Origin of the sequence: uncultured Desulfovibrio sp. (genome assembly GCF_949282365.1) — a bacterium.
Classification (GTDB): domain Bacteria; phylum Desulfobacterota; class Desulfovibrionia; order Desulfovibrionales; family Desulfovibrionaceae; genus Desulfovibrio.
Window position 1 is genome coordinate 1 of record NZ_CASDOY010000023.1, and the last position, 16342, is coordinate 16342.

At 67.0% G+C, this 16342-nt stretch carries 17 protein-coding genes and 1 tRNA gene; 14 read left to right on the forward strand and 4 right to left on the reverse strand.

All coding sequences use genetic code 11. The features are described from left to right. The 4 genes from Q1X76_RS06135 to Q1X76_RS06150 all read left to right on the forward strand — a co-directional run. Nucleotides 1–999, forward strand: a 999-nt coding sequence (locus tag Q1X76_RS06135) for a phosphodiester glycosidase family protein (RefSeq protein WP_300718748.1), incomplete at its 5' end; no start/stop codon positions are given. A 205-nt stretch (nucleotides 1000–1204) separates the two neighbouring features. Continuing rightward, nucleotides 1205–1585: a desulfoferrodoxin gene (locus Q1X76_RS06140; protein ID WP_300718749.1), complete on the forward strand. Its 381-nt coding sequence runs from the start codon at nucleotides 1205–1207 to the stop codon at nucleotides 1583–1585. A gap of 19 nt (nucleotides 1586–1604) precedes the next feature. Next, nucleotides 1605–1739 carry a rubredoxin gene (locus Q1X76_RS06145; RefSeq protein WP_006008124.1) on the forward strand — a complete coding sequence of 45 codons (135 nt, stop codon included), beginning with the start codon at nucleotides 1605–1607 and terminating at the stop codon, nucleotides 1737–1739. A gap of 114 nt (nucleotides 1740–1853) precedes the next feature. Next, nucleotides 1854–3059, forward strand: coding sequence for an FprA family A-type flavoprotein (locus Q1X76_RS06150; protein ID WP_300718750.1), 1206 nt, complete (start codon nucleotides 1854–1856; stop codon nucleotides 3057–3059). 323 nt (nucleotides 3060–3382) lie between these two features. On the opposite strand, the gene Q1X76_RS06155 is transcribed toward Q1X76_RS06150, so the two are convergent. After that, a complete protein-coding gene (locus tag Q1X76_RS06155) occupies nucleotides 3383–4408 on the reverse strand; it encodes a hypothetical protein (protein WP_300718751.1) in 1026 nt (341 codons plus the stop codon). Between the two features lie 80 nt (nucleotides 4409–4488). Between Q1X76_RS06155 and Q1X76_RS06160 the strand changes: the two genes are divergently transcribed. Together Q1X76_RS06160 and Q1X76_RS06165 are read left to right on the forward strand one after the other, a co-directional pair. Further along, nucleotides 4489–4869: a PadR family transcriptional regulator gene (locus tag Q1X76_RS06160; protein ID WP_300718752.1), complete on the forward strand. Its 381-nt coding sequence runs from the start codon at nucleotides 4489–4491 to the stop codon at nucleotides 4867–4869. A gap of 79 nt (nucleotides 4870–4948) precedes the next feature. Continuing rightward, complete coding sequence (locus tag Q1X76_RS06165; RefSeq protein WP_300718753.1) at nucleotides 4949–5395, forward strand: C-GCAxxG-C-C family protein; 447 nt, start codon at nucleotides 4949–4951, stop codon at nucleotides 5393–5395. 119 nt (nucleotides 5396–5514) lie between these two features. Here the strand turns inward: Q1X76_RS06165 and Q1X76_RS06170 are convergent, their stop codons facing one another. The 3 genes from Q1X76_RS06170 to dut all read right to left on the reverse strand — a co-directional run bounded on the left by Q1X76_RS06170 (nucleotide 5515) and on the right by dut (nucleotide 8055). Continuing rightward, entirely contained in the window at nucleotides 5515–5733 is a 219-nt protein-coding gene (locus tag Q1X76_RS06170; RefSeq protein ID WP_040369802.1) for a TraR/DksA family transcriptional regulator, read from the reverse strand. Between the two features lie 545 nt (nucleotides 5734–6278). Next, the gene (locus tag Q1X76_RS06175; RefSeq protein ID WP_300718754.1) at nucleotides 6279–7481 is read right to left on the reverse strand and encodes an aspartate aminotransferase family protein; all 1203 of its coding nucleotides are present in this window, start codon (nucleotides 7479–7481) and stop codon (nucleotides 6279–6281) included. 94 nt (nucleotides 7482–7575) lie between these two features. Then, the gene (gene dut / locus Q1X76_RS06180; protein WP_300718755.1) at nucleotides 7576–8055 is read right to left on the reverse strand and encodes a dUTP diphosphatase; all 480 of its coding nucleotides are present in this window, start codon (nucleotides 8053–8055) and stop codon (nucleotides 7576–7578) included. 1047 nt (nucleotides 8056–9102) lie between these two features. Between dut and trmFO the strand changes: the two genes are divergently transcribed. From trmFO to Q1X76_RS06220, 8 genes are all read left to right on the forward strand, one after another. Beyond that, nucleotides 9103–10440 (forward strand): methylenetetrahydrofolate--tRNA-(uracil(54)-C(5))-methyltransferase (FADH(2)-oxidizing) TrmFO, encoded by a 1338-nt coding sequence (gene trmFO / locus Q1X76_RS06185; protein ID WP_300718756.1) that lies wholly within the window; start codon nucleotides 9103–9105, stop codon nucleotides 10438–10440. 479 nt (nucleotides 10441–10919) lie between these two features. Further along, nucleotides 10920–10996, forward strand: a tRNA-Val gene (locus Q1X76_RS06190). A gap of 159 nt (nucleotides 10997–11155) precedes the next feature. Further along, on the forward strand, nucleotides 11156–13102 hold the full coding sequence (gene thrS, locus Q1X76_RS06195) for a threonine--tRNA ligase (protein WP_300718770.1): 1947 nt from the start codon (nucleotides 11156–11158) through the stop codon (nucleotides 13100–13102). Nucleotide 13103: 1 nt separating this feature from the next. After that, nucleotides 13104–13634 carry a translation initiation factor IF-3 gene (gene infC / locus Q1X76_RS06200; protein ID WP_300718757.1) on the forward strand — a complete coding sequence of 177 codons (531 nt, stop codon included), beginning with the start codon at nucleotides 13104–13106 and terminating at the stop codon, nucleotides 13632–13634. A 161-nt stretch (nucleotides 13635–13795) separates the two neighbouring features. Further along, nucleotides 13796–13993 (forward strand): 50S ribosomal protein L35, encoded by a 198-nt coding sequence (gene rpmI / locus Q1X76_RS06205; protein WP_300718758.1) that lies wholly within the window; start codon nucleotides 13796–13798, stop codon nucleotides 13991–13993. A gap of 270 nt (nucleotides 13994–14263) precedes the next feature. Next, a complete protein-coding gene (gene rplT, locus Q1X76_RS06210) occupies nucleotides 14264–14614 on the forward strand; it encodes a 50S ribosomal protein L20 (RefSeq protein WP_006008100.1) in 351 nt (116 codons plus the stop codon). A 264-nt stretch (nucleotides 14615–14878) separates the two neighbouring features. Further along, the gene (gene pheS / locus Q1X76_RS06215) at nucleotides 14879–15922 is read left to right on the forward strand and encodes a phenylalanine--tRNA ligase subunit alpha (protein WP_300718759.1); all 1044 of its coding nucleotides are present in this window, start codon (nucleotides 14879–14881) and stop codon (nucleotides 15920–15922) included. Nucleotides 15923–15932: 10 nt separating this feature from the next. Beyond that, nucleotides 15933–16313, forward strand: coding sequence for a translation initiation factor IF-2 (locus tag Q1X76_RS06220; RefSeq protein ID WP_300718760.1), 381 nt, complete (start codon nucleotides 15933–15935; stop codon nucleotides 16311–16313). Nucleotides 16314–16342: the final 29 nt, after the last annotated feature.

A 16342-nucleotide genomic window follows, 5' to 3' on the forward strand; every position in this document is an offset into this window, starting at 1 on the left:
GCCTCAGGCCCCGCCTCCGGGCCCGCCCCGGGCACCATCCCCGCGGGCGTCGCCACGGCCGCCGGCAGCGACGGGGACGCCGACGCGGCCCTACCGGAAACGCCCCGCTGGCAGCGCCTGGAAGACGGTCTCTGCTATGCGGAATTCACCCTGCCCGCCGAGACCGGCCCGCAAGCCCTGCTGACCGCCCTGCGCATCGATCCCGAAAGATTCGACTTCCGCCTCTATGCCAGCGCAGCCCACCAGCACCCGCCCCTGACCCTGGCCCAGTGGGCCGATACCCACGATCTGGTGGCCGCCATCAACGCCAGCATGTACCTGCCCGACGGCGTGACCAGCACCGGCTACATGCGCCAGGACGACTACATCAACAACAAGCGGCTGGTGCGCCGCTTCGGCGCCTTCTTCGTGGCCGGGCCGCGCCGGGACGGCCTGCCCCGGGCCGACATCCTGGACCGCGAGACCCCCCGCTGGCAGGAACTGCTGGACGAATACCGCCTGGTCATCCAGAATTACCGCATGATCAGCGGCGAACGCCGCATCCTCTGGTCCCCCGGCGGGCCCCTCTATGCCATCTCGGCCGTGGCCGAGGACGGCGACGGGCAGATCCTGTTCCTGCATTGCCGCGACCCCCTCGAAGCCTACAGCTTCGCCCACGCCCTGCTCCACCTGCCCCTGGACGTGCGCACCGTCATGTATGTGGAAGGCGGCATGCAGGCCGGTCTGGTGATCCGCTCCCCCGGACTGCATCAGGAACTGCGGGGCCGCCATCTGGCCGATTTCTGGGTCACGGGCAACGTGCGCGCCCAGCTGCCCAACGTGCTGGGCATCCGCCGCCGCCCCGCCGCCCCCGCTCCGCCCGCCGCGCCTGTCCCCGCAGCTGCCCGCAGCGCGTCCGCCGGGACGATGGCCCCGCCATCCGGGAACGCTCAAAAAATCCCTCCTGTGCCGCCCCAGCCTGCACAGGCAGAGGGGAAAACAGCCAATCAGGCGGAATAGCACAGCTTTTTCCGCTGCCAGCCTGTTTTGCGCTGCCGGGGGGCTCTGTGAAAAACATCTTTATTGAGAAAATAACTATTGGTATCAAAAATCCCTTTACAGCGGGCGCGTCTTGGTTCAAAGTAAGCCCGTCGGAAGGGTTCCGACAGTAGAGAAAGACATCACATCCCCAACTGTCCGCACGCGGACAAAGGTAGAAAATATCATGCCCAACCAGCTTGAAGTGTACAAGTGCACCCATTGCGGCAACATCGTCGAAGTCCTCCACGGCGGCGGCGCCAGCCTGGTCTGCTGTGGCGAGGACATGAAGTTCATGAAGGAAGGCTCCACCGACGGCGCCAAGGAAAAGCATGTGCCCGTGATCGAAAAGATCGAGGGCGGCTACAAGGTGACCGTGGGCAGCGTGGCCCATCCCATGGCCGAGGACCACTATGTGCAGTGGATCGAACTGCTGGCCGGCAACCAGAGCCTGACCTGTTTCCTGAAGCCCGGCGACAAGCCCGAAGCCGTCTTCAAGACCGACGCCGAAAAGGTCGTCGCCCGCGAATACTGTAATCTTCACGGCCACTGGAAGGCCGAAAACTAGGCTCCAAAGGAGAAATACCATGAAATACGTCTGCAGCGTGTGCGGCTATGAATACGATCCCGCCGAAAACGACAACGTGCCCTTCGACCAGCTGCCCGATGACTGGACCTGTCCCGTCTGCGGCGTGAGCAAGGACCAGTTCGAACAGGCCTAGGTCCTGCCACCCTTGCCTTTTTCGCCTGCCCTGCCGCCCCGCGGCAGGGCAGGCTCGTTTGTGCCCATTTTTCGGCATCTGACCGCAAACTCATCCCCCCACTGGAGAATCCTCATGCAGCCTGTTGAAATCAAAAAAGATATTTTCTGGGTCGGTTGCGTGGACTACGATCACCGTGACTTCCACGGCTATTCCCGCTCCCCCGAAGGCTCCACCTACAACGCCTACCTGATCCGCGACGAGAAGAACGTCCTCATGGATACCGTGTACCCCGGCTGGGCCGGCAGCATGCTCTGCCGCATCGCCAAGGTCATGGATCCCGAAAAGATCGACTACATCATCTGCAACCACATGGAACCCGACCACGCCGGCAGCCTGGCCGAAGTGGTGGCCCGCGTGAAGCCGGAAAAGATCTTCGTCTCCACCCTGGGCTACAAGTCCATGCAGGGCTATTTCGACTGCAAGGACTGGCCCGTGGAAGTGGTCAAGAGCGGCGACAAGCTGAACATCGGCAAGCGCAACATCATCTTCCAGGAGACCCGCATGCTGCACTGGCCCGACAGCATGGTCTCCTACATCCCCGAAGACAAGCTGCTGGTCAGCAACGACGCCTTCGGCCAGAACATCGCCACCAGCTACCGCTATGCCGACGAGCACGATCAGGGCGATTTCGTGCGCGCCATCAAGGAATACTACTACAACATCGTGCTGCCCTACTCGCCCCAGGTGCTGAAGACCCTGCCCGTCGTGGAAAGCCTGGACATCGACATGATCGCCCCTGACCACGGCCTGATCCATCGCGGCGAAAAGTCCGTGAAGTTCATCGTGGACATGTACCGCCAGCTGGCCGAACAGAAGCCCCAGCAGCGCGCCATGGTCATCTATGACACCATGTGGCATTCCACCGAAAAGATGGCCTATGCCGTGTGCAGCGGTCTGGAAGAAGCGGGCGTGCCCACCCGCCTGATGTCCGTGAAGAACAACCACCACAGCGAGATCATGACCGAACTGGCCAACTGCGGCGCCGTGGTGGCGGGCTGCCCCACCCACAACAACACCATCATGCCCCTGATGGCCTCCACCCTGACCTATATGAAGGGCCTGCGTCCCCAGAACCGCGTGGGCGGCGCTTTCGGCTCCTACGGCTGGTCCGGCGAATCGGCCAAGGTCCTGCACGAGATGCTGGCTTCCATGGGCATGGACATGCCCGCCGATTTCGTGAAGTGCAACTGGACCCCGCGCCATGAAGCCCTGCGCGCCTGCGTGGAACTGGGCAAGACCGTGGGCGAGGCCCTGAAGAAGAAGTGCCGGGGCGAATAAGGCCCGCGCTCTTTGATGACGACATGACGGCGTCCCCGCAGGGGGGGCGCCGTTTTTTCTGCCCGGCGGCAGGCCGGGAACGGCTGCCGCATCCATGACGCGACAGCGCGAAGGCAGCAACGCTCCGCTGCCGGGAGCCTTTGCCCGCAGGTCCGGCCAGCGCGCTCCGCGAAAGGGGGCTGCGTCTGCGCCGGGCATACGCCTCCCTTGCTCCCCCTCTGTACGGAGCAAACTCTAGCCTGCCTCCACGCGGGCATGCGCCTCCCGCGCGTATGCTCCCGCAGCAGGCGCCTGCCTCCCCCGGGCCGCAAGGGCCCGAGCCCTCAGTCCGCCGCCGTGGCATAGCCCTGCGCCGCCAGCAGGCGGAAGGCATCGGCCACGGAAAAGCCCTGCCACGGCCCCCGCGCCTCCCGCCCGTCCCGGGGGATGGCCCCGGTCTCGACCACCAGCACATTGGCCCCCCAGGCCAGGGCCTGCGGCACGGGCGGATGCACGCAGATGTCCGGCGTCTGCGGCCCGCAGCAGACGCGCGTCACGGCCGCCAGCTGCGCCAGCCGCGCTTCGCCCACAGGCGGCAGGGCCCACAGGGGGCTCCCCGAGACCGGCACCCGCGCCATGACGCCGCAGACCCGCGCCCCGGCCTCCAGGGCGGCCAGCAGCACGTCCGCGATCTCGGCGTCCGTATGCTCGCCGCCCAGCGGCTCCACCAGATGGGCCGGGCCCAGTCCCGCCGCATGGATGCGCCGCAGGCTGCGCCGCCGCTCCCCGGGATCGAAGGGCGTGTCCCGCCCTTCGCCGAGGCGCAGGGCATGGTACAGCAGGCCGACACCGGCCCGGCGCAGGGCGGCGGTCCCGGCCCCGTCGAGCTGCCGGGTATTGGCCACCAGACAGCAGGAGGGCGGCAGCACGGCGCGCACCCGGGCCGCCAGACGGCAGAGGGCCTCCTGCCCGAAGCGTTCCGTGGTCCGCAGGACCACCCAGGACGCCCCCGCGGCCGCAAAGGCGACGGCCGTACGCAGCACGTCCGCCGCATCCCGCTGCCGCGCCCGGCGCACGATGCCACGGCTCTGCCCGAAGGCGCAAAAGGCGCAATCCATGGGACAGGGCGCGCAGTCCACGCCGATGGCCGCCCAGACCCTGCCCCTGTCACGGGCCAGCGTGCGCGCCATCTGGCGGGCGGTGCGCCCCAGCAGGGCCGTCTGCGGCGAATCCGCCGCCCAGGCCAGCATGGTCAGGATGTCGTCCCTGTCCGCCGTCTTGCCCTCCAGCGTGCGGCAGCGTATTTTTTCCAGCAGCAGGGCGGCCTCCCGGCATCCGGCAGGATCGTCCCCGCATCGTTTGGGCGTCATGGCACCACCTCCCGGGGGACGGCTTGACAGCGCGCGTCCCCCTGACTATGTTCAACCAATAGTAGAGTAACTCTAATATCATGCTGGCGCAAGAAGCTTTCCCCTTTGACGGCTGCCCCTGCAGCGGCTGCAACCTGCCGCGCTTCGTCCTGCCCCTGCTGCTGGGCATGCTGGACGACGGCCCGCAGCACGGCTATCAGCTTTTGCAGCGGCTCGGGGCTTTCCCCACCTTGCAAACCAGTCCGCCGGACAAGGCAGGCATGTACCGCCTGCTGAAACAGATGGAAGACAGCGGCCTCGTGCGCGGCGAACAGGGCCCCGGACGTACCGTGGGCAAGCGCAGCTTCCGCCTGACGGAACGCGGCCGGGCCTGCCTGGATACCTGGGCCGCCACTCTGGCCCGCTATCAGGAAGACATCGCCTGCATCGTGCGCTTCCTGCACCGGGAGGAGGATGCGTAGCGCCCCGGACGCACGCCCCGCCGCAGAGCCGCCTGCCTCCCGTCTGTCCCGCTCCGGCCAGCGACGCCCGGGAGGCATCATGGATCATCAAACCATCGCGCAGCGCTTTGCCGCCTGCATCGTCTGCAGCCAGCAGATCTGCCTGCATTTCGCGCCCCGGCTGGGCATCAGCCAAAGCCTGGCCCTGCGCATGGCGGCCGCTTTCGGCAGCGGCATGGGCCATGCCGGGACCTGCGGCTGCTTCACCGGCGCCCTGCTGGTCCTGGGCCTGCGCTTCGGGCCGCAGAACAGCGCCGAGGCCCCCGGCTGCGCGGCGCTGCTGGCGGAGGAGATCCGCCGTTTCCGGCAGGACTTCCTGCACGAATACGGCCACCTGCACTGCCGGGACCTCCTCGGTATGGATATTTCCACGCCGGAAGGCCTGGCCCGGGCCGGCGCTCAGGGGCTCTTCAGCGAGGTCTGCGCGCCACTGGTGGCCCGGACCTGCGCCATGCTGGAGACCCGGCTGGACGCGCTGCGCCAGTGAGGCCCCGGGCCCCGGCCGTACCGTGGGCAGGCGCAGCTTCCGCCTGACGGACGCGAGGCATGCAAAAAGGCCGGCATCCTTTCGGATACCGGCCTCTGCCTGTTCGTTGTCGTTGCTTCCTAGCGTCCGCTTTCGCGCTCTTCCTGACAGGCGCGGCACAGGCCGACACCGGGCAGAGCCTCCAGGCGCTTCTGGGGGATGGGCTCGCCGCATTCACGGCAGCAGGCCACGCCGTCGATCCAGTCAGGACCGCCCTGGTCCATGGCAGCGCGGGCACGGGAGAGGGCAGCTTCACGGTCCAGACGTTCAAGTTCCGTGGCCTGGTCAAAAACATCCATGCTTCTGTCTCCTTAAAGCAAGCGGCAATCCCGCATCAGCCGGGATTGCCGTAGTGGATTTTGGTGCGGGCCTGTGTAGCACAGCGGCCCCCTCCTGTAAAGAGGCGGCCGCGGACCAAGGCAAAAAAGCCCGCAGTCACGGTGCGGGCGCCCGGCGGGACTGCACCGGACGGCAGCTCCGCCCCTCACGGCAGACGGAGACGTCCGGCAGAAGCGCCCGCTTTTTGCCGTCCCGCCGCCAGGTCTGCCCGGCTTCCGCACAGGGCGTCCACGACGACATGACCGACAGGCGACAGCGCCGCAGGGGGCGATCCGCCGGCATGCGCCACCGCCCAATGACAGGCGTACGGGCAACAACGCCGGGCCGCGCGCCTGCATGGTTTGCCGGGCGGCACGGCCAGGCATGGCAGGCCCGGAGGCGCGCCCCGCTCCCCCGATGCGTGCACCACGCCATAAAAAACGCTCCTGCGGCCTGGACCGCAGGAGACAGGGCAGAAAAAGGCTCCCGCAGCCGGAACCACGGGAGCCTTGCGATCGGGGAAACGCTATTTCGCCGTGCGCAGGATGTCTTCCAGCGCGGCGAGGAAGGCGTCGAGGTCGGCCTTGTCGATGTTCAGGGCCGGCAGCAGGCGCAGGGTCACGCCGTGGCTCAGGTTGCAGATGAAGCCGCGGGCGATGAGCTCGCGCCAGACGGCGGCGGCGTCCACGGACAGCTCGATGCCGATCATCAGGCCCAGACCGCGCACTTCGCGGATGGTGCCGGGCAGCCTGTCCTGGATGGCGCGGGCGCTGTCCATCACATGGGCGCCCAGTTCGGCGGCACGGTCGGCCAGTTTGTCGCGCAGCATGATCTCCACGCACTTGGCCGCCACGCCGGAAGCCAGCGCACCGCCGCCGAAGGTGGTGGCATGGCTGCCGGCCTCGAAGCCCCTGGCCATCTCGTCCGTGGCCAGCATGGCGCCCATGGGCAGGCCGTTGGCCAGGGACTTGGCCATGCTGATGGCGTCCGGGGTCAGGCCGTGCTGCTGGAAAGCCCAAAAGGTGCCGGTGCGGCACATGCCGGCCTGCACTTCGTCGCAGATGAAAAGGATGTCGTGCTTGCGGCAGAGGGCCTCCACGCCGCGCAGGTAGTCGCCGGGCAGGGGCACGATGCCGCCTTCGCCCTGCACCACTTCCAGCATCACGGCGGCCGTGGCGGGCGTGATGGCGGCTTCCAGGGCGGCCAGGTCATTGGCGGGCACCTGCTTGAAGCCGCCGGGCAGGGGCGTGAAGCCGTCGCTCAGGCTCTCGCGGCCCGTGGCGGCCAGAGCGCCGAAGGTACGGCCGTGGAAGCAGCCTTCCAGGGTGATGATCTCATAGGCGTCGCGCTGTTTGACCTTGCGCATGTAGCGGCGGGCCAGCTTGATGCAGGCCTCGTTGGCTTCGGCCCCGGAATTGCAGAAGAAGGCCTTGCCGTGGTGGCTGGTGCCCAGCAGCAGCTGCGCCAGTTCCAGCTGTTCCTCCTGATAGAAGAGGTTGCTGACGTGCCAGAGCTTGCGGGCCTGGGCTTCCAGGGCGGCACAGACTTCGTCGTTGCAGTGTCCCAGGGCGGTCACCGCGATACCGGCCAGCAGGTCCACATATTCCTTGCCGTCCACGTCCCACAACCGCGAGCCCTTGCCTCGGGCCACGGCCACGGGATAGCGGCTGTAGGAACGGCAAAGCAGAGCTTCTTCCCGGGCTTTGACGGCGGAAAATCTGTCGGACATGGTCAAAACTCCTTCTGATGGCGGGACAGGTTCGCACTGTCCCACGGGGCGCGCGCCCCGGCAAGCGTGAAACGGAAAAATGGCTCCGGCAGGTCTAGCGTCCCGTATGGCCGAAGCCGCCCGCGCCGCGGTCCGTGGCGGAGAGGCTTTCCACCTCCTGCCAGACAGGACGGACAAAGGGCTGGAAAACAAGCTGGGCCATGCGCTCGCCGCGCCGGAGGACGCGCTCCTCGCCGGAGGTGTTGAGCAGCATGACGAGGATCTCGCCCGTATAGTCGGGATCGATGACACCCACGCCCTGGGCCACGGTCAGGCCGTCGCGCGCGCCGAGGCCGCTGCGGGAATAGAGGAAACCCGCATGACCGGGCGCGCAGGGCTGCACGCTGAGGCCCGTGGGCACGCAAAAGCGGCCCCCGGCGGGGATGCGCACACTGTCCTCGTCCAGACAGGCGCGCAGGTCGATACCGGCCGACAGGGCCGTGGCCGGTTCCAGATGGCCGGCGTACAGGGGACGGGCCTCCGCGCGCACGAAGGCCACGCGCACGGGGCAGGTGGGGACGGAAAAATCGCTCATGGCGTGAGATGTAGCGCACAAGCGGGCAGCGGGCAAGGGGCAGCGGGCGCCCGGGAGGGCGGGACGCGGCCGGGAGCCCATGCTTTCGTGGCAACAATCACAGACAGATGCCTGCGGGACGGACAGACGGCCTTTCCCGCTGCCTGCACCGATACCCTGCCGGCGGCGTCCTGCGCCACCTGCCGGGATTTTCAGGAATGGCTGGCAACAGTTCCCGCTCCTTTGCCGCCAGAAAAAATTTTTCCTTCCCGGCGCGGCCCCCCTCAGCGGATCCCCCACATCTCCCCCGGGACAAGGGGGGCGTCAAAGCCCTCCGGCGGCCCTTGCCGCCTGGCACGCAACAGATCCCGCTGGGATAGCGTCGCCCCCGGCGGCCCGCCGGACAGACCGGGATGCAGCAGGCACTGGTCACTCCTCCCCGGAGGGGCCCGGGACGCCCCCAGACGCCCAAGGCCAGACGCCCCCCAGACGCTCAAGGCCGGACGCTCAAGGCCAGCCGCGCTCTCCCCGGCTCCCGGCGGCAGGCGTCCTCAGCCCCGTGCGTCCAAGCCCCGGTGCGGGACGCCTGCTCAGACGCCACCACAGTGCCGCTCCGGGCATGCCAGCCAACGAACCCGAGAAAAGCAGCCGCTCTCCCCCGCGCGGCACCGGGTATGAAAACGGGGCCTCTGGTACTGCTTACGTCCGACCTGTCCCTCCCCGCACTGCACCGGGGCCGGCGCGCTCCCCAACGCCCGGTTCCGCCACATCGTGCGACCTCCCTTGTTGCCGGGGGACCGGCGCGCCCCGGACGCCCGATGCCCGCACACGCCCTGTCAGGGACCAGGACAAAAATTTTCGCGGGGATGGGGGTGCGGGGGCAGGGGGGCCTTTTTCAAAAGGCCTCCCTTCTCCCGCAAAACATGCCTTCCCCGCATACGCTCCCCGGCGCGCCTGGCGTCGTCCCCTTCCGCCGCGGCACTCTCACGCCCCCACGCCTTCCCGCTCCCCGCCCCTTGCCTTCGCGGCCCGGATTGGGCAAAGTTGCGGCCAACAAAAGGAGATGGCGTGACTGAACACAGCTATGCGGTTATCGGCGGCGGTCTGGCCGGTTGCGAGTGCGCCCTGCGTCTGGCGCGGGCCGGTCTGCAGGTGACCCTGTTCGAGCAGAAGCCGGAGCACCGTTCCCCGGCCCATGTCAATGACGGGCTGGCGGAGCTGGTCTGTTCCAATTCCCTGCGCTCGGACGAACTGACGTCCGGCATCGGTCTGCTCAAGGCCGAGATGCGCGAGCTGGGCAGCGATTTCATGGAGCTGGCCGACGCCCACCGCGTGCCCGCGGGCAAGGCCCTGGCCGTGGACCGCGAGGCCTTTTCGGCGGCCATGACGGCGCGCATCCTGGGCACGCCCGGCATCCGTCTGGTGCACCGGCAGATCGTCTCGCTGGACGATCCCGCGCTGGAAGGCTTCGATATCGTGGTGCTGGCGGCCGGGCCGCTGGCTTCGGAGAACCTCTCCGCCTCGCTGGCCGGGGTGGTGGGCGGCGACCACTGTTATTTTTATGATGCCATCGCGCCCATCGTCTGGACGCACTCCCTGGATATGGACATCGTGTTCCGGGCCTCGCGCTACGGGCAGGAAAAGGGCGAGACGGGCGGCGACTATCTCAACTGCCCCATGGACCGGGAAGAATACGAAGCCTTCTACGCTGCCCTGCTGGAAGCGCAGAAGGTGGGGGCCCGCGAGTTCGAGAAGGAAAAGCATTTCGAGGGCTGCATGCCGGTGGAGGCCCTGGCGGAGCGTGGCCCGCGCACCCTGACCTTCGGCCCGCTCAAGCCCGTGGGCTTCGTGGACCCGCGCACCGGCCGCCGCCCTTGGGCCGTCCTGCAGCTGCGGGCCGAGACGGTCAACGGCGAGACCTGCAATCTGGTGGGCTGCCAGACCAAGCTGACCTACGGCGAGCAGGCGCGCGTGTTCCGCCTGGTGCCCGGTCTGGAAAAGGCGGAGTTCGCGCGCTTCGGCAGCATGCACCGCAATACCTATGTCAACGCGCCCGAGGCCCTGAACGCCGACCTGTCGCTCAAGGCGCGGCCCCGCGTCTTTCTGGCCGGGCAGATCACCGGTGTGGAAGGCTATCTGGAATCCGCGGCCTGCGGCATGTGGCTGGGCATGCTGCTGGCGGCCCGCGCCGGGGGGCGGGAGCTGGCCCTGCCGCCGCTGGAATGCGCGCTGGGGGCCCTGCTCAACCACCTGCGCACGCCGGCCAAACATTTCCAGCCCTCCAACGCCCATTTCGGCCTGATGCCGGAACTGGGCGAAAAGGCGCGCAAGAAGGACCGCAAGGCCCTGTACTCGGCCCGGGCGCGCGAGAGCTTCGCGGCCTGGCGGCAGGCCCAGGGCCTGTAAGGGAGGGGGAGCGGCGCCTGGCGGGCGTGACGGACGCCGCGACGCGCAGCGGGGACAGGAACCGTTGCCGGAGGAAGCGGCGTCGCGACAGCCCGTCGTGACAGCCCGCCCGTGCCGCGCGTATGGGCACGCTTCCCGCGCGGCAGGCGGCCGGAAGGTGTATCTTCTGGCCGGGGGCGGAAAGGTCGCACGCTCCCCGCGCGGCAGGCGGCCGGGAGCGCCGAACGCGCAGCCCCGGGCCTGTGGACGGGCGGGAGGCAGGGCAGGCCGGCACGACGGGAAGCGCCCAGCCACGGGGAGGCGCAGGCCCCTTTCGCGGGGACTGTGCCCGGACACCGGGCCGGCGCGGATGCGGCAGGCCGCGGGCAGCCTCGTCACGAGGGCCGCAACACCCTGAAAAGAAAACATAAAAAAAAATGCGAAAAAATCTGTTGACGCGCAGGGTCGTTTTCGCTAGATAAGACTTCGCCTCTTGGAGTAGGAGCGTAGCTCAGGTGGCTAGAGCACTTCCTTGACACGGAAGGGGTCAGCAGTTCAAGTCTGCTCGTTCCTACCAAATAAAATAATAACGGGCATGAGCCCATGGCGACAGGGGCGGTGCCCGCCAGATAGCTGCTCGAAAGCAGCACGTTTTTTGAAGATGGGGAGGTTTTTCAGCCTCCCCATTCCTTTTTTTGTACCATACGCCCGCCAGGGCGCCTGAAGGAGTATGAGCATGGATGTCCGCGTGGAAGGACAGGTGGTGGACGCCCCCGAACAGGGCGATGTGGCCGCTGTTCTGCAAAAAGCGCTGAGCGGCAAAAAATTCAAATCCGTGGTGGCTGCGCGTGTGACCGCGCAGGGCACGGAGACCTTGTGCGACCTTTCCGCCGCCGTGCCCGCCCAGTGTACCGACATCACTCCCGTGTATGCGGATTCTCCCGAAGGCCTGAGCATGATCCGCCACTCCACGGCCCATGTCATGGCCGCCGCGGTGAAGAAGCTCTACCCCGCGGCCAGGGTGACCATCGGTCCCGCGGTGGAAAACGGCTTCTACTACGACTTCGACGTGGAAAAGCCCTTCTCCAGCGAAGACTTCCCGGCCATCGAGGCCGAGATGCAGCGCATCGTCAGTGAACGCCTGCCCTTCGTGCGCACCACCATGAGCAAGGCCGAGGCCATCGAGAAGTTCAGCAAGATGGGCGAGAACTTCAAGGTGGAGATCATCGAGGGCATCGAGGGCGATACGGTCTCCCTGTACACCTGCGGCGACTTCACCGACCTCTGCCGCGGCCCCCATGTGCCGCACACGGGCTTTTCCAGGGCCAGCAAGATCCTTTCCGCCGCCGGGGCCTACTGGCGCGGCGACGAAAAGAACCCCATGCTCTCGCGCCTGTACGGCACGGCCTTCGCCGACGAGAAGGCCCTCAACGCCTACCTCAGGCAGCTCGAGGAGGCCAAGCGCCGCGACCACCGCAAGCTGGGCCGCGAGCTGGGCTTCTTCACCTTCCATGAGGACGTGGCCCCGGGCATGGTCTTCTGGCTGCCCAAGGGCATGCTGATGCGCACCATCCTCGAGGACTTCTGGCGGCGCGAACACATCAAGCGCGGCTATGACCTGGTGCAGGGCCCGCAGCTGCTGCGCGTGGAGACCTGGCAGCGTTCCGGCCACTACGACCACTACCGCCAGAACATGTATTTCACCGAGATCGAGGACGATCAGTACGGCATCAAGCCCATGAACTGCATCTCGCACATGCTGATCTACCGCAACGACCTGCGCAGCTACCGCGACCTGCCCCAGCGCTATTTCGAGCTGGGCGTGGTGCACCGCCACGAAAAGAGCGGCACCCTGCACGGCCTGCTGCGCGTGCGCCAGTTCACCCAGGACGATGCCCACATCCTGTGCACGCCCGAACAGCTGGAAGGCGAGATCCTGGGCGTCATCCACCTGATCCGCGACCTGATGCATCTGTTCGGTTTCGACTACAAGGTGGGCATCTCCACCCGTCCCAAGGACAGCATCGGCACCGACGAAGCCTGGGAACTGGCGACCAACGCCCTGATCGAAGCCGTGAAGAAGGCCGACATGCCCTACGAGATCAACGAGGGCGACGGCGCCTTCTACGGGCCCAAGATCGACGTGCGCCTGCTGGACTGCATCGGCCGCGAATGGCAGTGCTCCACCATCCAGGTGGACTTCACCCTGCCCGAGCGCTTCGATCTGACCTATGTGGGCCAGGACGGTGAACGCCATCGTCCGGTCATGGTGCACCGGGCCATCATGGGTTCGCTGGAACGCTTTATCGGCGTGCTCATCGAGCAGTACGCCGGCGCCATGCCCACTTGGCTGGCGCCCGAACAGGCCCGCATCCTGACGGTGACGGATGCCGCCAACGACGCTGCGCTCACGTCCTGCGAGGAGCTGAAAGCTCTGGGGATCCGCGTGACGGCCGATACGCGCAACGAGAAGCTGGGCTTCAAGGTGCGCGAGGCGCAGCTGGCCAAGGTGCCGTATATTCTGGTGGTTGGAGAAAAGGAAGCGCAGGCGGGCGGCGTCAATGTGCGTCTGCGCAATGGGGACAACCTGGGGCTCAAGTCCGTGGCGGAAGTCGCTGCCCTGATCCGCACGGACTGCGAAGAGCCTTTCAAGAATGGAGGGATGCGCTATAGCTTCTCCTAACATGAGACCCCGGCGCGACATGCCGCAGGACGGCGTGCGCCGCAACGAAACGATCCGCGCCCGTGAAGTGCGCGTCATCGGCGCTGACGGGGAACAACTGGGTATTTTGCAGCGCAACGAGGCTATTGCCCTTGCCAAGGAAGCCGGCATGGACTTGGTGGAAGTCGCTTCCACCTCCGAGCCGCCTGTCTGTCGTATCATGGACTACGGCAAGTTCAAGTACGAACAGCAGAAAAAGAAGCAGGAAGCCAAAAAGCGCCAGAGCGTGGTGCAGATCAAGGAGATCAAGGTCCGTCCCAAGACCGACGACCATGACTACGAGACCAAGCTGCGCCACATCCGCCGCTTCCTGGAAGACGGCGACCGCTGCAAGGTGACGGTGTTCTTCCGCGGCCGCGAGATCGTCCACAAGGACCGCGGCATCAGCATCCTTGAGCGCGTCGTGCAGGATCTGGCCGACGTGGCCAAGGTGGATCAGGAGCCCCGTGCCGAAGGGCGCACCCTGCAGATGCTGCTGGTGCCCAAGAAGTAGCTTTCCGCCAGGACCCTTTCTGCCTGACGCCGCAGGTGGCCTGCGCCGTCGGGCCTGCCCGCGCGCCCCTGCATTTTTGCACTTGCGCCGCAGGGCTTTTTCAGGCAATATGCCGTTCCTGCCCGTAGTGTACGGGCAGGCCATTCGCTAAGGAGTATATCATGCCCAAGATCAAAACCCGGCGTTCCGCGGCCAAGCGTTTCGAGCTCACCGGCAGCGGCAAGTTCAAGCGTCGTCGTCAGAATCTGCGCCACATCCTCACCAAGAAGGCCCCCGGCCGCAAGATGCGCCTGGGCCAGGCCACTCTCGTGGACAGCACCAACGAGAAGGCCGTGCGCCGGATGCTGCCCAACGGCTAGCCATCCCGGACCTTCGGCGGCTCCGCCTGTGCGGAGCGGCTGCCTGAGCGCGCCAGCGTGAAGGCGTACATTCTGATCCGGTACGGATTGAGCGCCCGCATGCGGGAGGCGGCATGACCGCCGCAACACCGCCGCGCGGCGCAGCCCCCAGAGGGCGACGGCCAGCGCAAAGCCGTTCTTTTCAAGCAATTTGCGCCCCGACAGGGATCAATTTTTTCCCCCGGCAGGCACATACCTCCGCCTTGGCCGGGCGAAAGGAGGGTACCCCCCATGCGTGTGAAGAGAGGTCTCGCCGCCCATCGCCGGCACAAAAAGTACCTGAGCGCGGCCAAGGGTTTCCGTGGTGGCCGCAGCCGTCTGTATCGTACCGCCCGTGAGGCTGTGGAGCGTTCGCTCCAGTATTCCTTCATCGGCCGCAAGCACCGCAAACGCGACTTCCGCACCCTGTGGATCCTGCGCATCAACGCCGGTGCGCGCCTGAACGGTCTGTCCTACAGCCGTCTCATGCACGGGCTGAACAAGGCCGGCATCGCCCTGAACCGCAAGGTGCTCGCCGACCTCGCCGTCTACCACAAGGACGATTTCGCCAAGGTGGTGGAAATGGCCAAGGCTGCCCTGTAACCGGCAAGCCACAGCTTTTTTGCGTGCGCGGCATGTCTTGGCGTGAGGTTCGGCCTCGTGCGGGATATGCCGCGCTCTTTTTTTCCGCCGGAGATTCCGGTAAGCTGGCCCCAGCCACGGATGACCGCGCCCCCGGCGCGACCTCCGTTCGTGTGCGCCTGCTGTTTTGTGGCGGCGGAGCATGGTGTTCCCCCGCCTTTTTCGCGCGGCCGTCCGGCCGTCCCTTTGACCGTAACGCCGCCTGCGGCGGCTCCGGGAATTCGCATGGATTTGATGACTGTACTGGAAAGCCTGGTTACAGACCTGGAAGCGGGTCTTGACCGGGCTTCTTCGTTGGATGAACTGGAAGAACTGCGGGTGGACTTTCTGGGCCGCAAGGGCAAACTGGCCCAGGCCATGAGCTCCATGGCCAAGCTGCCCCCCGCGGAGCGCCCCGCCGTGGGCCAGAAGGCCAACAGCGTCAAGGAGCGCCTCACCGCCCTGTTCGACGCCCGCAAGACCGCCCTCGAAGCGGCCCGCGAAGCCGAGGCCCTCAAGCGCTTCGACCCCTCCGTGCCCGGTCGCGCCCCCTGGCGCGGCTCCCTGCACCCCACCACCCTGGTGATGGAAGAGATCTGCGCCATCTTCAGCAAGCTGGGCTTCGACATCGCTTCCGGCCCGGAAGTGGAAAACGACTTCTACAATTTCGAATCCCTCAACATGCCGCCGGAACACCCCGCCCGCGACATGCAGGACACCCTCTACATCACCGAGCGCGTGCTCATGCGCACCCACACCTCGCCCGTGCAGGTGCGCACCATGCTGGGCCGCAAGCCCCCCCTGGCCATCGTGGCCCCCGGCAAGGTCTACCGCCGCGACTCCGACCTGACCCACACGCCCATGTTCCATCAGGTGGAAGGCCTGGTGGTGGGCCAGGACATCAGCATGGCCCATCTGCGCGGCACCCTGACCGCCTTCGTGCGCTCCGTCTTCGGCGGCCATACCGAAGTGCGCTTCCGCCCCAGCTTCTTCCCCTTCACGGAACCTTCCGCCGAAGTGGACATCAGCTGCTGCATGTGCGGCGGCAAGGGCCACATCGACGGCGAGCCCTGCCGCGTGTGCAAGACCACCGGCTGGGTGGAGATCCTGGGCTGCGGCATGGTGGACCCCGCCGTCTACGCCGCCGTGGGCTATCCCGCCGACGTGAGCGGCTTCGCCTTCGGCCTGGGCGTGGAACGTGTGGCCATGCTCAAGTACGGCATCGGCGACCTGCGCATGTTCTTCGAGAACGACGTGCGCTTCCTCGGCCAGTTCGGCCTGCACGCCTAGGGTGGCCGCCGTGCGCCTGTCCGCTGCCCGCCGCCTCGTCCTGCCGCTCCTGCTGGCCCTGCTCTGCGCCGCCGCCAGCGCCTCGCTGGACGCCGCGGACGCCCGCGCCGCCTCTGCCCTGAGCCCCCGGCACAGCGGCCTGGAGCCGCCCGGCGGGCCCAAGCCCATCGAGGGCCTGCCCGCCATGGGCAACGCCGGCAACACCACCGAGCGCGGCATGGGCTATACCGATGCCTACGGCCGCCCGCTCAAGGATCTCGGCCCCGAGGAAGTGAAACCGCGCGTGCGTCCCCGCGGCGGCGCCTACGGCACCTACGGGCGCAAACAGAGCCGCCCCCTGCCGGACCCCGACGCCGGCCAGCCCGGCACCCCGGCCTGGGATTTCAACTGAATCAACTGCTAACCGGCCCTGCGGGGCCA

Bases quoted from the DNA above. Each gene is read 5' to 3' on its own strand.
- Q1X76_RS06170 (WP_040369802.1), bottom strand. From the start codon at position 5,733: ATGGATGTTTTTGACCAGGCCACGGAACTTGAACGTCTGGACCGTGAA.
- Q1X76_RS06145 (WP_006008124.1), top strand. From the start codon at position 1,605: ATGAAATACGTCTGCAGCGTGTGCGGCTATGAATACGATCCCGCCGAA.
- infC (WP_300718757.1), top strand. From the start codon at position 13,104: ATGAGACCCCGGCGCGACATGCCGCAGGACGGCGTGCGCCGCAACGAA.
- rpmI (WP_300718758.1), top strand. From the start codon at position 13,796: ATGCCCAAGATCAAAACCCGGCGTTCCGCGGCCAAGCGTTTCGAGCTC.
- pheS (WP_300718759.1), top strand. From the start codon at position 14,879: ATGGATTTGATGACTGTACTGGAAAGCCTGGTTACAGACCTGGAAGCG.
- Q1X76_RS06140 (WP_300718749.1), top strand. From the start codon at position 1,205: ATGCCCAACCAGCTTGAAGTGTACAAGTGCACCCATTGCGGCAACATC.
- Q1X76_RS06160 (WP_300718752.1), top strand. From the start codon at position 4,489: ATGCTGGCGCAAGAAGCTTTCCCCTTTGACGGCTGCCCCTGCAGCGGC.
- rplT (WP_006008100.1), top strand. From the start codon at position 14,264: ATGCGTGTGAAGAGAGGTCTCGCCGCCCATCGCCGGCACAAAAAGTAC.
- Q1X76_RS06165 (WP_300718753.1), top strand. From the start codon at position 4,949: ATGGATCATCAAACCATCGCGCAGCGCTTTGCCGCCTGCATCGTCTGC.
- Q1X76_RS06155 (WP_300718751.1), bottom strand. From the start codon at position 4,408: ATGACGCCCAAACGATGCGGGGACGATCCTGCCGGATGCCGGGAGGCC.
- dut (WP_300718755.1), bottom strand. From the start codon at position 8,055: ATGAGCGATTTTTCCGTCCCCACCTGCCCCGTGCGCGTGGCCTTCGTG.
- thrS (WP_300718770.1), top strand. From the start codon at position 11,156: ATGGATGTCCGCGTGGAAGGACAGGTGGTGGACGCCCCCGAACAGGGC.
- Q1X76_RS06175 (WP_300718754.1), bottom strand. From the start codon at position 7,481: ATGTCCGACAGATTTTCCGCCGTCAAAGCCCGGGAAGAAGCTCTGCTT.
- Q1X76_RS06150 (WP_300718750.1), top strand. From the start codon at position 1,854: ATGCAGCCTGTTGAAATCAAAAAAGATATTTTCTGGGTCGGTTGCGTG.